At 68.2% G+C, this 14723-nt stretch carries 16 protein-coding genes and 1 pseudogene; 8 read left to right on the forward strand and 9 right to left on the reverse strand.

Annotation, left to right across the window (positions count from 1 at the left end):
• On the forward strand, positions 1-950 hold a 950-nt coding region (locus AOZ49_RS31010; protein WP_197286808.1), incomplete at its 5' end, for an FAD-dependent monooxygenase.
• A 12-nt stretch (positions 951-962) separates the two neighbouring features.
• Here AOZ49_RS31010 and AOZ49_RS31015 read toward each other — a convergent pair.
• The 3 genes from AOZ49_RS31015 to AOZ49_RS31025 are packed head-to-tail and all read right to left on the reverse strand — an operon-like array spanning position 963 to position 3199.
• Positions 963-1709, reverse strand: a complete 747-nt coding sequence (locus AOZ49_RS31015; protein WP_054434435.1) for a BPL-N domain-containing protein — start codon at positions 1707-1709, stop codon at positions 963-965.
• 51 nt (positions 1710-1760) lie between these two features.
• The gene (locus AOZ49_RS31020; protein WP_197286440.1) at positions 1761-2477 is read right to left on the reverse strand and encodes a siderophore-interacting protein; all 717 of its coding nucleotides are present in this window, start codon (positions 2475-2477) and stop codon (positions 1761-1763) included.
• 17 nt (positions 2478-2494) lie between these two features.
• Positions 2495-3199: an O-methyltransferase gene (locus AOZ49_RS31025; protein WP_054479737.1), complete on the reverse strand. Its 705-nt coding sequence runs from the start codon at positions 3197-3199 to the stop codon at positions 2495-2497.
• A 133-nt stretch (positions 3200-3332) separates the two neighbouring features.
• Between AOZ49_RS31025 and AOZ49_RS31030 the strand changes: the two genes are divergently transcribed.
• Positions 3333-4166 carry an AraC family transcriptional regulator gene (locus tag AOZ49_RS31030; RefSeq protein WP_054434441.1) on the forward strand — a complete coding sequence of 278 codons (834 nt, stop codon included), beginning with the start codon at positions 3333-3335 and terminating at the stop codon, positions 4164-4166.
• A gap of 67 nt (positions 4167-4233) precedes the next feature.
• Here AOZ49_RS31030 and AOZ49_RS31035 read toward each other — a convergent pair whose 3' ends face one another.
• Positions 4234-5208 (reverse strand): alpha/beta fold hydrolase, encoded by a 975-nt coding sequence (locus AOZ49_RS31035; RefSeq protein WP_054434443.1) that lies wholly within the window; start codon positions 5206-5208, stop codon positions 4234-4236.
• Between the two features lie 87 nt (positions 5209-5295).
• On the opposite strand from AOZ49_RS31035, the gene AOZ49_RS31040 reads away from it, so the two are divergent.
• Complete coding sequence (locus tag AOZ49_RS31040) at positions 5296-5733, forward strand: RrF2 family transcriptional regulator (RefSeq protein ID WP_054479739.1); 438 nt, start codon at positions 5296-5298, stop codon at positions 5731-5733.
• Here the strand turns inward: AOZ49_RS31040 and AOZ49_RS31045 are convergent.
• Complete coding sequence (locus AOZ49_RS31045; protein ID WP_082380659.1) at positions 5680-6699, reverse strand: AraC family transcriptional regulator; 1020 nt, start codon at positions 6697-6699, stop codon at positions 5680-5682. The genes AOZ49_RS31040 and AOZ49_RS31045 overlap by 54 nt on opposite strands.
• On the opposite strand from AOZ49_RS31045, the gene AOZ49_RS31050 reads away from it, so the two are divergent.
• Positions 6698-7609 carry an SDR family oxidoreductase gene (locus AOZ49_RS31050; protein ID WP_369815895.1) on the forward strand — a complete coding sequence of 304 codons (912 nt, stop codon included), beginning with the start codon at positions 6698-6700 and terminating at the stop codon, positions 7607-7609. The genes AOZ49_RS31045 and AOZ49_RS31050 overlap by 2 nt on opposite strands.
• A 21-nt stretch (positions 7610-7630) precedes the next feature.
• On the opposite strand, the gene AOZ49_RS31055 is transcribed toward AOZ49_RS31050, so the two are convergent.
• The gene (locus tag AOZ49_RS31055) at positions 7631-8485 is read right to left on the reverse strand and encodes an SDR family oxidoreductase (protein WP_054479743.1); all 855 of its coding nucleotides are present in this window, start codon (positions 8483-8485) and stop codon (positions 7631-7633) included.
• 169 nt (positions 8486-8654) lie between these two features.
• Here AOZ49_RS31055 and AOZ49_RS32210 point away from each other — a divergent pair.
• Positions 8655-9576: pseudogene (locus tag AOZ49_RS32210) on the forward strand (AraC family transcriptional regulator N-terminal domain-containing protein).
• A 5-nt stretch (positions 9577-9581) separates the two neighbouring features.
• On the opposite strand, the gene AOZ49_RS31070 reads toward AOZ49_RS32210, so the two are convergent.
• From AOZ49_RS31070 to AOZ49_RS31080, 3 genes are read right to left on the reverse strand one after another with little or no spacing between them, the layout of a single operon-like run.
• A complete protein-coding gene (locus AOZ49_RS31070) occupies positions 9582-10790 on the reverse strand; it encodes a hypothetical protein (RefSeq protein WP_054479749.1) in 1209 nt (402 codons plus the stop codon).
• 54 nt (positions 10791-10844) lie between these two features.
• Positions 10845-11858: a hypothetical protein gene (locus tag AOZ49_RS31075; protein WP_054479750.1), complete on the reverse strand. Its 1014-nt coding sequence runs from the start codon at positions 11856-11858 to the stop codon at positions 10845-10847.
• 2 nt (positions 11859-11860) lie between these two features.
• Entirely contained in the window at positions 11861-12418 is a 558-nt protein-coding gene (locus AOZ49_RS31080; protein WP_231689992.1) for a hypothetical protein, read from the reverse strand.
• 201 nt (positions 12419-12619) lie between these two features.
• On the opposite strand from AOZ49_RS31080, the gene AOZ49_RS31085 reads away from it, so the two are divergent.
• From AOZ49_RS31085 to AOZ49_RS31095, 3 genes are all read left to right on the forward strand, one after another.
• Complete coding sequence (locus tag AOZ49_RS31085; protein WP_054434459.1) at positions 12620-13066, forward strand: MarR family winged helix-turn-helix transcriptional regulator; 447 nt, start codon at positions 12620-12622, stop codon at positions 13064-13066.
• A gap of 87 nt (positions 13067-13153) precedes the next feature.
• A complete protein-coding gene (locus tag AOZ49_RS31090; RefSeq protein WP_231689993.1) occupies positions 13154-13696 on the forward strand; it encodes a YybH family protein in 543 nt (180 codons plus the stop codon).
• Between the two features lie 23 nt (positions 13697-13719).
• The gene (locus AOZ49_RS31095) at positions 13720-14688 is read left to right on the forward strand and encodes a quinone oxidoreductase family protein (protein WP_054479752.1); all 969 of its coding nucleotides are present in this window, start codon (positions 13720-13722) and stop codon (positions 14686-14688) included.
• Positions 14689-14723: the final 35 nt, after the last annotated feature.

A 14723-nucleotide genomic window follows, 5' to 3' on the forward strand; every position in this document is an offset into this window, starting at 1 on the left:
CCCCCCAGCATCTGGTCAACATCTTCTTCGAGGCCGACCTGGCCCGCGTCGTCGAGGGCCGCACCTTCAGCCAGTGCGAAATCGCCAACGACACGGTGCGCGGCCTGTTCCTGGCGATGAACAACACCGACAGGTGGTCGTTCCACCTGGAATACGATCCGGCCCTGGGGCCACCCGCCGACGACGCCCTGCCGGGGTTGGTGCGGGCGGCAATCGGACTGGACGATCTCGAGGTCCGGATCCTGCAGCATGGCGCCTGGAACACCGGCGTGTCCGTCGCCGACACCTATCGATCCGGACGCGCCTTCCTGTGCGGCGACGCGGCCCACCTGATGCCGCCCTGGGGCGGCTTCAACGCCACCACCGGCATCGCCGACGCCCACAACCTGGCCTGGAAACTCGCCGCCGTCGCACGCGGCGAGGCAGGTCCGGATTTGCTGGACAGCTACGACGCGGAGCGGCGCCCGCTGGCGCTACGCAATGGCCGCCAGGCGCTGCTGCGCACCGACTTCGACGCCCGCTTCGGCATCAAGACCGAGCGCAATCGCGACCAGTTCCAGAGATTGATCGACCCGGGCGCCCTGATCCTGCGGCATCGCTATCCTGAAGCCGGCGCGCCGGCGGGCGCCGAGGCGCCGGCCGCTGTAGCGGTCCTGCAAGCCCAGACCGGCACGCGCTTTCCGCACGCCTGGATCCAGCGCGGCGCCGAACGGATCTCGACGCTCGACCTGTTCGGCGACAGCTTCGTCCTGCTGGCGGGTCCGGCGTCCTCGGTTGCGGCGTCGACCCGCGCCAGCCTCGATCCGGCCACGCCCCGCGTGCTGGCCGCGGGCCGCGACTTCGTGTTCGTCGATGACGATTGGCGTAGCCTGACGGGCCTGACGGACACCGGCATGGTGCTGGTCCGGCCCGATGGCTTTGTCTTGCGCCGCTCGGATGGCGGCGTATGACGGGCGTCGCCCTCAAAGGTCGAGCTGGTCCAGCAAGTCCTTGAACAGGTCGTGCCCGGGCATCTCTTCCAACGCAATGCCCGCGTCCTCGAACCACGATTGCCCGGCTTCAGGATGCGGGCCGCTCAGGACCACCAGGCCGCGCTCGAACGAATAGCGGGCCGCGGCCAGATCGCCGTTCGCGTAGCTGGCGATGGCGTGAAAACGCGCATCGCCAGGTTGAGGCCGCAGATAGGGGCCGTCCTGGAAGAAGACGCTGTCGTCCTTGCCCGCCCAGCGGACGGCGACGGCCGCGTCCTCGATCGTCTTGATCGGGAAGCCGGGGCGTCCGACCTCCGAATCCAGGTCCTGCGCGATCAGGCCCAGGTTGGAAGCGTCGGCAAGATAGGCGCCCATGCACAGCCCGAGATAACGTCCGCCGCGCGCGACGAATCGGCGGATCGCGTCCACCCGCGCCTCGCCCAGGCTGTTCAGCGCGGCGGGGATGTCCTGCCCGCCGCCCGGCTGCACATACACGTCGTAGCGCGCCAGGCTGGCGTCGGAGATGTCGATCGGCTCATCGGGGCCGACGAAGTCGACCTGATAGCGCGCGTCCGTCTTCTCGATGGCGCGCCGGGCCGCCGTCGCGCAGTGGTCGCACGAGGCCGGCCCGCGATACACGGCGACGCGCACGGGCTTGTCGGCCGCGCCGGCAAGCGCCGCGGCGGGCGCGGCCAGTGACAGCGCCAAGGCCAGGAGCAGGAAACGCAGAAACGCCATATCGGACCGCCAAAAAAAACAAAGTATAGGCAAGTCCGGTGACGCGCCGCGTCAGTCCAGTCCCGTCTTGCCGGGCGCCCAGTAGGCCTTGGCCATGATGCGTCCCGAGGCCACGCCCAGCGCCTTCAACGCCCGCCGCTGGCGCTGGATGGTCGAGGCCCGGCCCGTCAGGATGAAGGTCGCGCCCGCCGCCGCCAGCGCCGGCAGGCGCCGCTCGATCTCGTCGAGATGCGCGTCGCCGGCCTGGCGGCCGAACAGCTCGACGTCCTCCCGCCCGAGCCGCGCCAGCGCGTCACGAACGGCGGCCAGCGCGTGGACCTCGAGCAGGCAATGCATTCCATCGCCGGCGCCATGGCCAAGGGCGCAGGCGACACCCACCGAGGTCTCGTCGCCCAGCAACACGCGGCCGCCCTCGATGCGGCCAAGGTTGAGCGATGCGCGCGGACCGAGCACATCGCATTCCTCTCCCGGCTCGGCGCGTTCCGCCCAGGCGCTGCCCGGGCCGGCGCCATGCGAATACGTCACGATGCGGGTGCGCCCCCGCGCCGCGTCCCAGTCGATCGGCGTATAGGTCCGGGCGACGAAGGCCGATCCCATCGCGATCTGCACTTTCTGCCCCGGCACCCAGCGCGCCTCGCGGAACGCCGGGCTTTGCAGCGTCAGCAGGCGCAAGCCGCCCGCCAGGGTTTCGGCCGCCATGATGCGCGTCGGCTTCATGAACAGCCGGGTGAAGGCGCGGCTCATCCGGCCCTGCGGGGGATTCGTCATCTCCATGCGCTCTCCGTTCATCGCGTCACGATCGTGAATTCGTTGCCGCGGCCCTCAGTGACCGGCAGCGGTTGCGACAGATAACCGTTGGCCGGATCGCGCACGTAATCGAGGTAGTCGTTGCCCTGCTCCCAGGCGTTCTCCGCCAGGATCGGCGTGCCGCCGCGCAAGTGCGGCTCGAGTAGCTTGAGCACTGGCAGGTAGAGGCTGAAGGCGCCGTCCAGCAGCACCAGGTCGATCTCGCCATCCACGTGCGCCAGCGTCTCGCGGGCATCGCCGACGCGGATGTCGACCAGGTCCGCCAGGCCGGCGGCCTCCAGGTTGGCGCGGGCCCGCGCCGCCTTTTCCGGCTCCAGCTCGGTGCCGATCACCTGCCCGCCGCCCATGTCGCGCAAGGCCGCGGCCAGGTAGATCGTGGAGATCCCCATCGAGGTGCCGAACTCGACGATGCGCGTGGCCCGCCGCGCCCGCGCGCACTGATACAGGAACCGGCCATACGCCGGGGCGACGTTGAGGAAGTTGTTGGCGTAGCCGCGATACACGCCGCGCAGATCGCGCCGTTCCTCGGCCACCATGTCGGCGATGATATCGGCATGGGCCTGCTCGGACAGCGCGGCCATGCCGCCTTCGAACTGGTCCATCAGGCCCTTGTCGGCGATCTCCGCCTCGGCCAACAGGCGTTGCAGGGTTTGGGCGACGCGCCCGCTGCTCAGTGAATCCATGATTGCTTCCTTTGGCAATGAACGGTGGCAAATCGCGCCGCCGTGCCGCCATGGTAGGAAGCCCGGGACCTGGCAGCATTGGTAAACTACGCCAATAAATTCCAAATTCCTGCCAATCCGCGCAACCGCCGCCATGCCCGTCCTGACCAACCTCGCCGACGCCCCGGAGTGGATCGATCCCGACCTGGTGCCGCGCCCCGTCGTGACCATGGGCACCACCGGCATCGACGTGGCCAGCCTCGACCTGCACGGACTGGATCGCCTCGAAAAGGATTTCCACCGCCATCGCAAGGCGCAACTGATGCTGCTGCTGCGCGGCGTGCTCACCTGCGAGCTCGAAGGCGCCCTGTGGCTGGTCCCTCCGCAGAGCGCACTGTGGGTGCCGGGCGACGTGCTGCACAAGATCACCGCCGCCGGCACCATCGAGGTCTACGTCGCCTTCGTCGATCCCGCGGTCGCGGCCGACCTGCCCGCCACCTGCTGCGCGGTGTCGACCACGGCGCTGCTGCGCGAACTGGTGATCCGCTCCGCGCAGCTGCCGTTGCTGTACCCGGAAGACGGCCCCGCCATGCACCTGGTCTGGCTGCTGCTGCACGAACTGGCGTCGGCGCCGCTTGGCACCCTGCACCTGCCCATGCCGTCCGATCCCCGCCTGCGCAAGATCGCGCAGGCCATCATGGACCATCCCGCCGACCGCGGCACCATGCAGAGCTGGGCGCGGCGCGTGGGCCTGAGCGAGCGCACCCTGGCGCGGCTGCTCACGCAGCAGACCGGCATGAGCTTCGGCCGCTGGCGCCAGCAACTGCACCTGATGCTGGCGGTGAAGTGGCTCGGCACCGGCGCCTCGGTGCAGCAGGTGGCCGATGAACTGGGCTATGAAAGCGCCGGCGGCTTCGTCACCATGTTCCGCAAGGCGCTGGGGACGTCGCCGGGGCGCTACATGACGGAACGGCAGGCAGCCGGCTGAGTCCGAATCCGCGCGGCCTTCCTTGGCCGCACGGCCTCATCCTTGCCGAAAGACGTTCCCCCGTCCCTCACAACGCGCGAAGGAAGCCGATCAAGGCCGCGTTGACCGCGTCCGGCGCCTCTTGCGGCAACCAGTGCCCCGCGCCGGCGATCACCTGCGAGCCGCGCAGGTCGGGCACGATGGCCGGCATGGCCTCGATGATCTGGCGCATGCCGGGCATGGCCAGCCCTGTGTCGTATTCGCCCGCCAGATACAACGCCGGCACCTCGACGCGCAGGCCGGCGAAGGCGGCCTGGTCCCGCCAATTGCGATCCAGGTTGCGGTAGTAGTTCAAGCCACCGCGAAAACCCGATACGCCGAAGGCGCGCGCGAATTGCGCCAGGTCCGCGGCGGCCAGCCACGCCGGCAACACGGCCGGATCGGGCAGCGCGTCCAGCAGCCCGCCCGCGCGCGGCACCATGCCGAAGGGATTGGGCGTCGCGGCCTCGCGCGGGCCCAGGGCGCCCGAGGCGCCGTAATAGATCTTGCGCAAGGTCAGCGCGATATCCCGCTCGAATTCCTGCTCGGCCAAACCCGGCTCGCAGAAGTAATGCGTGTAGAACCACGCCTGTTCGTTCTGCGGGAACAGCCGGCTCGGCGCCATTGGCGCGCGTCCCATCATCGGCACGCCGAGCGCCGCCACGGCCCGGAACCGGTCCGGCCGCAGCTGCGCCGCCTGCCAGGCGATCGACGCGCCCCAGTCGTTGCCGACCAGCACCGCCCGGCGCTGGCCCAGCGCGTCCGCCAGCCCGACCAGATCGCCGATCACGTCGAGCGCCGAATAATGCGCGATGTCCGGCGGACAGTCGCTGTCGCCGTAGCCGCGCAGATCCGGCGCGACCGCGTGAAACCCCGCCTGTCCCAGCGCATCGAGCTGATGACGCCAGGCATGCGAAGTCTCGGGAAAGCCGTGGCAGAGGATGACCAACGGCCCCTCGCCCTGTTCCCTCACGTGGAGGCGGATACCGTTGGTCTCGATGAAGCGTTGGCGGGCTGCGGGCATGTCGGCTCTCGATAAAGACGTGAAATGGCGCAAATGTTCGCCAAAAGAGTAACATTAAAAGTTGCACATTTCCACGGCCCCGAATCCATGCAACGAGACACCCGCCTCGCCCGCCTGCTGCACGTCCTGATCCACATGCACCTGCGCGGCGGCACGACCACGTCGCAGACCATCGCGCTGATGCTGCACACCAATCCCGTGGTCGTGCGCCGCACCATGGGCGCGCTGCGCGACGCGGGCTTCGTCACCTCCACCGGCGGCCCGGGCGGCGGGTGGGCGCTGGCCCGCGACCTGGACACCCTGACGGTGCGGGACGTGTGCGAAGCCATCGCGCACACGTCCCTGTTCGCCGTCGGCCCCGCGCAGGACAATGACGCCTGCCCGGTGGAGGCGGCGGTGAACCGGCGCATCAACGCCGCGCTGGCGACGGCGGAGGCGGCGCTGATGACGGCGTTCGGGGAGGTTCCGCTGTCAGAGATCGCGGGGGAAATCAGGGCGCCGGCGACGCGCGGGCGACCGCGGTGACACGGGGCGAGACGGCGGCTCGTCCCCGGCCGCATCCATTCTTGCAAACACGCTCGGCGATAGCCCCACCGAGCGGCTGAACGCCGCGCTGAAGGCGCTCGCGGACTGATAGCCGATTGCATGCGCGACCTCTCCCAGGGACAAGCCGTCATGGCGCAACATGTCCTTGGCCAGCGCCATGCGCCAGCGCAGCACATACTCCATTGGCGGAACGCCCAGGACTTGCATGAAACGGGCCGCGAATGCCGCGCGCGACATGCCGATCCGGCCCGCCAGTTCCTCGATGGTCCAGCGGTGCGCGACATCGCCGTGGATCAGGCGCAGCGCGGCTGCCATGCGCGGATTCGCCAGCCCGGCCAACAGGCCGCCAGGCGGCGCCGCGCCGTCCGCTTGCGACGGATGCCAGCGCAACGCCTCGATCAGCATGATTTCGGCAAGGCGGGTGAGGATCGCATCGCCGCCAGGCCGCGGGTTCGCGCTTTCCTCGCCAATCACGCCCGCCATCCAGCGCAACCGCTCCGCGCCGCGATCGCCCGATTTGATATGCACCACCCTCGGCAACCGTTCCAACAGCAACGGCGCATTCGCGGCATCGAACATGAAGAAACCGCCCAACATCCTGACGGCAGCCTCGTCGCGCGGCTCGCCGTGACGCACGTCCGCCACGGGCTCGGTCGTGGCCACGCGTATCGTCGGCGTCTCCAACGCCTCCGGGTCACTGCCCATCCGGAAGCCCGGGGTGGAAGGCAACAGCAGATAGTCTCCCGCCTCGAACAGGAATGGCTCGCCGCCGTCGACGTGCAGCCAGCACGCGCCGGTCAGCATCAAGCCAAAACTGGGATGCCCGAAGTCGGGATATTGCACGGCCCATCGCCCCGCGCCACTGACGAACTTGGACAGAACGGTTCGCGGACGCAGCAAGGCCACGACGGCGCCCAGCGGGTCTGAATCAAGACGATCTCGCATGAGTCATAGACTATTCGCTATTTATCGTCTTGGTCAACCGCTCTACGATGCCCCTATCGAACAAGGAGCGACTATGAAAACCGCATTGATCACCGGCTGCTCGTCGGGCTACGGCAAAGCCACCGCCGACTATTTCGCCGCGCAGGGATGGAACGTCATCGCGACCATGCGCCGCCCGGATCCGGACCTGTTCCGTTCCGCCGGACCGGGGGCCGTGCGCGTCGTGCGCATGGACGTCACCGACGCGGACAGCATCGACCAGGCCATCACCCAGGGGCTGGGGGCATTCGGCCAGGTCGACGTCCTGGTCAACAACGCGGGCATCGGTTTGCTCTCGCCGCTGGAAAGCACGCCCCTGGCGACCATACGCGAGGTCTTCGAAACCAATACCTTCGGCGTCATGCGTACGAGCCAGGCCGTCATCCCGCTGATGCGCGAACGGGGCCAGGGCACCATCATCAATGTCACGTCCAGCGTCTGTTTCGCAGGCATGCCACTGGTGGCCCCCTACGCAGCCAGCAAGTGGGCCATCGAAGGCTTCACCGAGGCCCTGTACTACGAACTGCATTCCGTAGGGGTGCGCGTGCGCCTGGTCGAACCCGGCTACGGCCCCGGCACCGCGTTCACGGCGAACGGCATGCCGCGCATGAACGGGCTGATCACTGCCCCTTATGAGGCGTATGCCGCCCAGCTGTTCGCGCAACTGGGCGCGCCCGGCGCTGCCGTGACGACGCCCGAACAGGTTGCCGCGGCCATCCACGCCGCGGCAACGGACGAGAGCGAACAACTGCGGTTTCCGGCCGGTCCCGACAGCGAGCATCTGGCGAACGCGCGCTGGCACAGCAGCGACGCCGAATTCCTGGCCGGCATGCAGTCAATGTTCTGCCTGCAACACCGGCCCGCGCGCTGACGTTGGCGGGCGCGTCGCCGTTCAGGCAAAGTCCGTTCCCACCCCCGCCCGCTGACGCCACGCATCGAAATCCCCCCGCACCGTCTCCAGCTTCTGTTCGGCCAGGTCATTGGCGATCTTGCCCACGAACAGATGCAGCGGCGGCGCGTCCAGGGCCGCGACCTCCTGGATCAGCAGGGCCAGCTTCTCGGGATCGCCGTCCTGGCGGCCGTTCATGCCTTCGCGGTGCAGGTCCAGCGAGGCCTGGGCCGCGGTGTAGTCGGCGATCTTGCGGCGCGCGATGACCAGGCTGTTGTCGTTCAGGAAGTCCGTGCGCACCGGGCCCGGGTACACCACGGTGGCCTTGATGCCGAATTCGGCGGTCTCCGCCGCCAGGGTCTCGGTCAGCCCGGCCAGCGCGAACTTGGTCGCCACGTAGCAGCCCCAGCCCGCGTAGCCGCCGGTGAAACCGGCGATCGAGGCGACGTTGAAGACATGGCCGCTGCCCTGCCTGCGCAGGTGCGGCAGCACATGGCGCAGCACATGCAACGGCGCGAACACGTTGACATCGAAGTTGCGGCGCACCTCGTCGTCGTCCAGCGCCTCCATCGGGCCCTGCTGGCCGTAGCCGGCATTGTTGACCACGTAGTCGATGCGGCCGAAGGCGGCGATGGTCTTGCCGATGGCGGCCTGGACGCTGGCCTCGGACACCAGGTCCACTTCCAGCGCCAAGAGGCGCGGATGGTCGTCGCCCAGCGCCTGGCGCAGGCTGGCCAGCGTGCGCGAGGTGGCGGCCACGTGGTCGCCGCGCGCCAGCAACTGGCGGGCCAGCGACAGCCCGATGCCGCGCGCCGCGCCGGTGATGAACCAGGTCTTGTTGGTTTGGATCGTTTGCATTTCCTGATCTCCTGAGGGGTTGGATTGCAGGATCAAATGCTAGGCGCGGCGGCCCCGGCCGGATAGGCACAGGGCTATGGGATGATTGCCCATTCCTCTTTCCCGCTCTTTATTTATCGCCGATTCGGTGCAAAATGATGCCCAAGACTCTTACCCGAGGCATTCCACCATGACGCCACCGCTGCCCGCCCGAGACACGATGTCCGCCCTGCTCGGCCAGCTCGCGCCGCACCAGGGCTACACCCGCTCGCAGCTCGACGGCGTGCGCTTCATGCGGGCCGACCATCCGCTGGGACGCACCCCGGTGCTGTACGAACCCTGCATCGTCATCGTCTGCCAGGGCAGCAAGCGCGGCTACCTGGGCGACAAGGTCTACCGCTACGACGCCCGCCATTACCTGGTGCTGTCGGTGCCGCTGCCGTTTTCCACCGAAACCGACGCCTCGCCCGAGGAACCCCTGCTGGCCATACAGATCCGGCTCGACCCGACCACGATCGCCGACCTGGTGCTCTCGCTGGACGGCCGCGACGGCCCGGCGCCGCCGGCGCCGGAAGGCATCACCTCCACGCCGCTGGACGACACGCTGGCGGACACCACGCTGCGGCTGCTGCGGGCGCTGGCCTCGCCCGTCGAGGCCCGCATCATCGGCCCGGGCATCGTGCGGGAATTGTGCTTTCGCGTGCTGGTCGGCGAACAGGGCGGCGCGATCCGCGCGGCGCTGGCCAGCCAGGGCAATTTCGGCCGCATCTCGCGGGTGCTGCAACGCATCCACGACGACTATGCGCAGCCCATGGAGGTCGCCACCCTGGCGCGCGAAGCGGGCCTGAGCGCCCCCGCCTTCCACGCCCACTTCAAGACCGTGGCGGGCACCTCGCCGATCCAGTACATCAAGTCCATCCGGCTGCACCAGGCCCGCCTGCTGATGATCCGCGACAACCTCACCGCCGCCGCGGCCGCCGGGCGCGTCGCAGTTCAACCGCGAGTTCAAGCGCCTGTTCGGGCGCAGCCCCGGCGAGGAAGCGCGCGAGATGAAGACCGTGTTTTCGCTATTGCCGGCCGCGCGGCTGGAGGGGCTGGCGGCCACGCATTGACGCCGTCAATAGTCCCGAACCGCATCGAACCAACGCAACGCCTGCGCCTCCGTCACGCCCAGCTCGACCACCCGCGCGAGCTGGCTGAATTGCCACACGGCCTCGCCGATGTCTTCGCGCTCGGCGGTCTCGATGCCCTTCATGTCGTTGAAATGGCCGGCGAACGCCTGGATGGCCGACTGCGCCGCATCGGCTTCGCGGGCCCCTTGCAAGGCATCGAGGGCGATGTCATAAGCCGCGTTGGCCGACTTCGCCATGCGGCCGCTCCACCCCGAAAACGGCCGCCCATATTCGCTTTGCCACCACTCCGGCTTGCGCAGCTTGCTGACCGAGGTGTAGTCCGCCCACGCGCGGACCTTTTCCCGCGCCTTCAGTTGCGCCTTCAGCCGCTTGCCCGCGCCGTCCTCGACGTTGAAGCCGATGAAGCGCTCCAGCAACGGCCAGTGGTCCAGCGGCGGCAGGCCCGCCAGGTCCGGCGCGAAGCGGATCTCCAGGCTCTTCAGGCGCGGCAGGCGGGCCAGCGCGTCCCAGTCGGCAAAGCCGCCCCACAGCGACAGCTGTTCCAACGCGGCAAAGCGCTCGATCCCCTGCAACGATATCGGCTGCGCCAACGGCTCGCCGTACAGCGCCAGCGTCGTCACCGTCCGCAGCATGCCCAGGTCGGGCAGCACATAGGGCGCCTGGCTGGCGCGCCGGCCCAACGCGGGATGCAGCGACAGCATGTCCGGCGCCGCTCCCGTGACAGCGATCCGGGAAAGATCGCCCAGCAGGCCCAGGCGCAACCCGCCGGGCACCGTGATGTCCAGATGCCCCGCCACCGCATCGAGCCGGATCTGCAGCGTCTGGATATCGGCCGCGCGGGCGTCGATGCGGCGCGTATCGGCAAACGCCGGCGCCCAGGTGAACTGTTCGATGCGGCGTCGTTCGGACCAGCCCAGAAAGCCGCTGTCATTGCCGTGGTAGTAGAGATGGCGCGGCCAGGGCGAGCCGGCCGGCGTGGCGAACGGATCGAACGCCGGCCAATGAATCGCGTCATCAGGCGCCACGCGCAGATCCGCCTTCGGCGCCATGTCGGCAGGCCCGAGGATCACGTCCCCGCGACCGGCCTCCCTGACCAGCACGTGGCTGTCCGGGCCGCTCAGGCCCAGCCGGAAACGGCCATCGCGGCTCACCGAGCCCGCGGGTTCCCCGGACACATCGATTGGTTCGGACACGCCTCACTCCCTGTCGTCATCAAGATTCATCGCGCCTGCCGGGCAAGCGCGCGGTCACAACGTCATGGCGGGCTGGTCTTCGATCCGGAAGGACAGCTCCCGTTGCCCCAGCGCGCCAGCGTCCACGTATTCGAATTCCACGCGCTGCCCCGGCAGCGCGGCGGGCCCGAGATGGTCGACCCGATACATCACGCCGCCCACGCGGTAATTGTGGGCCAGCGATGCCGTGAGCGAGTTCGGCGTGCGCAGGCGATACGTCACGGCCTCTTCCACCACCCCGCGCACGCCCTGCTTGTGACGCGCGCGCTTCAGGCGCGGACTGCGCATGCCCAGCACCAGCCCCATCAGCGCCAGGACCGCCGCCAGCAGGATCACCGGCGGCACGAACAGGCTGACCGCCAGCGGCGCCAGCGCCGCCAGCAGGAAGAACTTGCGCACGCCCCGCTCTTCGCGTCTCACGCTCTCGCGATCGGCGTCGCTGATCTCCTCGAGCGACGTCCAGGCCTGCCCGCTCATCGGGTAATCCACCCGCAGCAACAAGCCCGGCGCATCCGGCAACAACGGCAGCACGTGCAGCCGCACCGGCAGATCCGTCAACGCCACGGCGTCGGCCGGCCGGGCGCCGCTGCGGGTATCGCTGGTGACCTCGTTCCAGAACGGCAGCGCCACATCCACGCGCTGGTCGCCGAACACATAAGTGATGCCCGGCCGCTCGCCCGGCCCGAAACCGGTCAGGCGGCCCGACACGATCTGCTTGGGCGCGCGCCCCTTGAGCGCGCGCGCGACGCTGCGCCAGGCGCGCGGCACCCGCAGCAGACGCCGCCCGAAGAACGCCATGCCCACGCCGGCGCCGACGACCACCAGCAGCAGCATCACGCCATCGGCGCCGCGCAGCGAGCGCCATTCGGACACGGCCAGCACGGCGACCAGCAGCGTCATGCTGACCAGCAGCAGAAAGATGAACAGGCAGGCTATCAGCGCCAAGGTCTTGCCGCGGCTGCATCGGCGCAGCAGCGCGATGTCGTCGCCGGTCAGCGGGGCCGCTTCGATCCGCAGGGTCTCGCCCATGCTCAATACGTCGCGAACGGCACTTCCACCTGCAACGCCGCGCCGCCCGCGGCCGGGCGCAGGCTGTAGGTGGTCAGGCCGCCATCGTCATCGGCCAGCGAGGCGTCCTGGCGCGTCACGGTGTAGCGCTGGCCGCCAATCTCCAGCGCATCCCGCGCCACCGCGCGCGTATCGGCCGGGACCAGCAAGCCGCCCCGCGCATCCGCGCCGCCGCCGAATTCGTGTCCGGCCAGCGCTCCTTCGACGCGCAGCAGCTGCACGCGCGGCCGGTACGGCGCGGCGTCGAGGTTCCAACCGTTGGTCAGGTCGGTGATCCACGGGCCGGGAATGTCGTAGGCGCTTTCCAGCTCGGCCTCGGTGACCGCTTCGCCCTGCACCACCAGGCAGCACACCACCTTGCCGGCCTTGGCGTCGAAGGCCGCCCACTTGCTCGCCACCGGCGCCGCGGCGGGCAGCATCGAGAAATGGAATTGCTTATCGAGCTGGGAATCGGAGACCTTGCGCCAGGCGCCGACCTGCGGCTGCTGTGCGTGGACAACCGTGGCCCCCAACAGGGTCATGGCGAAAACACTTGCTTTGAACAATGAGAGTTTCATCTGGCCGGATATGAATCTGAGTAGGCGGGGCATCGGCACGCCATGCAATGTTGCAATAGTCTAAGGCAATTGCGTCAAGCCTTTCTCTGCCGTCTTCCTGCATGGCCTTTGACAAATGAACTTATATGCCCGTAATATTCCCGCACGTTCCAAACGACCTGATCCATGAGCCAACACGACCTGCCTCCCGGCGTGTGCAACAGCACCGCCATTCGCAAGGCCGCCCGTCATCTGGGCCGGTTTTATGACCTTTGCCTAGCCCAGGCCGACCTGCGCAACACCCAATACGCGATCCTGAATCTGCTCGCCACGCGCGGGGCGCTCACGATTGCCGAATTGGCCGCACATCTGGTCACCGATCGCGCAACGATGGGGCATAACCTGCGCCCGCTCGAGCGCGACGGCCTCATCCGCATAGCGGTAGGCAAGCAGGACCGGAGAGAAAGGGAAATCACCTTGACCGACGCGGGCGCGAAGATGGAAGCCGTCGGCAGAAAGGCCTGGCAACGCGCCCAGCAACAGTTCGAAGCCGTATTCGGCAAGGACGACGCGCTGGCGATGCGTCGCATCATGCACCGCATCACCACCCTGGACCTTTCGCTCCCAGGTTAACCCCCAATCTTGAGACAGCTCCGTCGCATTGCGTGACGCGCCCACGTTCCGTTGATGCCATCAAATATGGGCATATAAGGCTAAATCATGTTGACAGATTTTCTCGCTATACGCCGGGCCGCCTCGCGGATCCGCACGATGCAAGCGACATTCAGAACGCTGCTGATCGGCGGCATGGCCTGCGCCATGCCGATCGCCGCCGGCGCCAGCCCGGTCGCGACGGCATTCACGCAAGCCGACCGGCAACAGGTGCAAGCGGTCTTTGAACAGCAGGCCCGAGCGGCGACGGCTCATGACCTCGGCGCCTTCAGCGCGGTGTTCGCCACGCCCGGCGTCGTGGGCGACCCAGTGACGTTCGTCGCCCGGCCGTATCAGTTCTGGGGCAAGTCCGAACTGATAGAACACTTCCGCGAGACCTTCAAGGGCATCTGGAAATTCGAGCCCGACCTGGCGAAGCTGCGCATCATTCCCTTGACGCCGGATGTGGCCCAGCTCTACGCCCCGACCCAGATCACCTTGGGACACACCGCCGCCGACGCGCACACAGCCGCCTACCTGGTCTACGAAGTGGCGGTGCGCACACCGGCGGGATGGCGCATTGGCTCGATCGTTCCCATTTCAGCGCAGTAGCCATCCGGGCAAGGAGATTCATCATGAAAGCGGCGGTGTATTACGAAAACGGCTCCCCCGACGTGTTCCGCTATGAAACCGTTGACGAACCGGTCTGCGGGCCCGATGAGGTGCTGATCGGCATCGAGGCGATATCTGTGGAAGGCGGCGACCTCATCAATCGAGAAATCCGCCCGTTGGCGCGGATTCCCCACATCGTGGGATATCAGTGCGCCGGCACCATCCAGGCCGTGGGAGCGCAGGTGCGCGACCGAAAACCCGGCGACCGCGTCGTCGCGGTACTGTCCTGGGGATCGCATGCGCAACGCGTGGCCGCGCCAGCGTCCGACACCTGGCTGATCCCCGCGACGCTGGATACGCCAACCGCCGCCGCGGTCCCCGTCGCCTGGGGAACCGCGCATGAATGCCTCTTTGCGGCAGGCGGCCTGGCTGCCGGTGAAACCGTATTGATTCATGCGGGCGCCGGCGCGCTCGGATTGGCCGCCATCCAACTGGCGCATCACGCTGGCGCGACGGTGTATGCCACGGCATCGGATGATGCGCGGCTGGCGCGGCTGAACACCTTTGGCATGACGGCAGGCATCAACTATTCCACCAGCGACTTTGTCGAGCAGATATCCGCTCTCACAGCGGGACGAGGAGTGGATCTCATCGTCGACAGCATCGCCGGCAGTACCTTGGCGCGCGGTGTCCAGGCGCTGGCCCATAAAGGCAGGCTGGTGACAGTGGGCGTGTCCGGGCGCGACCAGGAAAAATTCGATCCGGTGAGCCTGTGGCGCGGCAACCAGAGCCTGCACGGCGTCTTCTTCCCGACGTTGCTGGACCAGGAGCACGCGCGCGTACACGCCAGCGTCCAGACATTGCTGCAACGCGTGGCCGCGGGAGAACTGCACGTGGTGATCGACAAGACGTTCTCCTTGCGCGAGGCCCAGGCGGCGCATCGCCACGTGATGTCCCGGCAGGCCTTTGGCCGGGTCATCATGGTCCCTTGACCAGCGGCGGCGTGGCCCGTCCCGGGGCCACGCCC

It is taken from the genome of Achromobacter sp. 2789STDY5608615, from assembly GCF_001298995.1.
GTDB classification, from domain to species: domain Bacteria; phylum Pseudomonadota; class Gammaproteobacteria; order Burkholderiales; family Burkholderiaceae_B; genus Achromobacter; species Achromobacter insuavis.